General features: G+C 61.5%; 3 protein-coding genes. 1 reads left to right on the top strand and 2 read right to left on the bottom strand.

The genetic code is table 11. The annotated features are described in order from the left end of the window. On the top strand, positions 1–185 hold a 185-nt coding region (locus K7W03_RS27320; RefSeq protein ID WP_222888096.1), incomplete at its 5' end, for a hypothetical protein. Positions 186–459: 274 nt separating this feature from the next. On the opposite strand, the gene rplL is transcribed toward K7W03_RS27320, so the two are convergent. Together rplL and rplJ are read right to left on the bottom strand one after the other, a co-directional pair. Next, positions 460–840, bottom strand: a complete 381-nt coding sequence (gene rplL, locus K7W03_RS27315; RefSeq protein ID WP_007687446.1) for a 50S ribosomal protein L7/L12 — start codon at positions 838–840, stop codon at positions 460–462. A gap of 84 nt (positions 841–924) precedes the next feature. Next, positions 925–1,440, bottom strand: a complete 516-nt coding sequence (rplJ, locus tag K7W03_RS27310; protein WP_025551854.1) for a 50S ribosomal protein L10 — start codon at positions 1,438–1,440, stop codon at positions 925–927. Between the last annotated feature and the right edge of the window lie 618 nt (positions 1,441–2,058).

Here is a 2,058-nt window from a genome sequence, read left to right as displayed (position 1 = left end):
CTCGCCGCAAACTTCCTCGGCTTCGTCAAACTCGCCAGCATCATGCTATGGCTCAAATGATTAAATCGTCACTACTGCCTAGAGCGTTTTCCAAGCAGATGGAATCATCTGCTGACTTGGAAAACGCGACAAAACAAAAACTTAGAGCAGTCGAGCCGATGCAATCGGATCGGAATCTGCTCTAGCGGCAGCGAAGGATGGTTGGCGGGACGCCAACTCTTCTTGCCGGCCGCGCGAAAGTGGGAATGGGGAGGCGGGGTGGGCTGCTGCCCTTCAGCTTTCCTGGAAGTATGGCGCGTTCTTGCGAAGGCGGGGGTATGATGCGCTTAACCGCAGCAACCGACATTCCCTCACCAATACCGTCCAGGGAAAAGAAAAAGGGCGGCGCCGAAGGCACCGCCCCGATTTCCTCCGGCCATAGCCGGTAAGCAGCCCCGCCTGCGCGGGGCTCGACCGAACTTACTTGAGTTCGACGGTCGCGCCGGCTTCTTCCAGCTGCTTCTTGATCTTCTCGGCTTCGTCCTTGCCGACGCCTTCCTTGACGGCCTTCGGCGCGCCTTCGACCAGAGCCTTGGCTTCGGTCAGGCCCAGGCCGGTGATGGCGCGGACTTCCTTGATGACGTTGATCTTCTTGCCGCCGTCGCCGGTCAGGACGACGTCGAATTCGTCCTTGGCTTCTTCAGCAGGAGCAGCGCCGGCAGCGCCACCGGCCGGAGCGGCAACCGCGACGGCAGCGGCGGCCGAAACGCCCCACTTTTCTTCCAGAGCCTTGGAAAGCTCAGCGGCTTCGAGGACGGTCAGGGCCGAGAGCTGGTCGACCAGAGCATTGATGTCTGCCATGTTACTTTACCTATTCCCTTCTGGGCGGGGCATGAGCCCCTTAAACGAGAGTTGAAAACAATATTCCGGAAAATCCCGCGGCGATCAGGCCGCGTTCTTTTCCGCATAGGCGTTGAAGACCCGCGCGAGCTGGGCAGCCGGGGCCTGGGTGACGGTTGCGAGCTTGGTAGCCGGGGCGACCAGAAGGCCGACCAGCTTCGCGCGCAGTTCATCCAGCGACGGCATCGAGGCGAGCGCCTTGACGCCCTCCGCGTTCAGCAGCACTTCGCCCATCGCACCGCCAACGATCTCAAGCTTGTCGTTGGTCTTGGCGAATTCGACCGCAACCTTCGCGGCTGCGACCGGATCGGCCGAGGAAGCGAGCCCGACCGGACCGGTCAGCAGGTCGCTGATGCCGCTATAGTCGGTGCCTTCAAGGGCGATCTTGGCGAGGCGGTTCTTCGTAACCTTGTAGGTGCCGCCGGCTTCGCGCATCTTCTGGCGCAGCTGGGTCGACTGGGCGACCGTCAGCCCGAGGTTGCGGGTCACGACGACCACGCCGACTTCGGCCAGATGTGCGTTCAGCGCGGAAACGACCTCAGCTTTCTGATTACGATCCATGCCTTTACTCCACTTCATGTCCGCCGGAAAATCCGGTGGACGGCAAAAACCCGCGACGAATCGCGGGGTATTGGTCCGAAGGGGAGAGATCGACTGGCCCGCATCCCTCAGGGAAAACAGGCAGACCCGGACAGGCAAGGCCCGGCCGGTAAAGAACTTTTCCCCGTCTAGGCCGGAAATTAAGAAGGGCATATTCCCTTCACCGACTGTCTCGGACGGAAGACCATCGACATTTCTGCCGGGGGTCTGCTGCGGGCGCCCCTACAGATTTGGAGGCCCCCTGTCACGCAAAATCTGGCGATTGGCGATGGAAGGCGACGGAAAAGCGCCGTTTTACGCCGAAGTTCACACCATATGCGCGCATGCGCGCGAGCGCGCGTAGCCGCCCGGGTAATGGGTCCGACATTTCAAAGAAGGGAGCGGAATAGGCTGACCGCGGGGATGTAGGACAGGATGAAAGCGGTGCCAGGCCGGGCAATAGGATGTTTTTTCGCCAGCCGTGGCCGGGAGGTTACAGTCGGCAGGGCCGGTTCAGACGGTGCGATGATCCGCCGGGAGCAGGAGCGCGGAGCCCCCAGGCCAGAACGTGGAACAGAATCGCCGCCTTCCACCCCGTTC

It is taken from the genome of Sphingobium sp. PNB (assembly GCF_019873065.1).
In the GTDB taxonomy this organism is placed as follows: domain Bacteria; phylum Pseudomonadota; class Alphaproteobacteria; order Sphingomonadales; family Sphingomonadaceae; genus Sphingobium; species Sphingobium fuliginis.
This window is presented reverse-complemented; position numbering and strand designations above follow the sequence as displayed.

Excerpts from the sequence above, each read along its gene's own strand:
- rplJ (WP_025551854.1), bottom strand. The coding sequence starts at position 1,440 with ATGGATCGTAATCAGAAAGCTGAGGTCGTTTCCGCGCTGAACGCACAT.
- rplL (WP_007687446.1), bottom strand. The coding sequence starts at position 840 with ATGGCAGACATCAATGCTCTGGTCGACCAGCTCTCGGCCCTGACCGTC.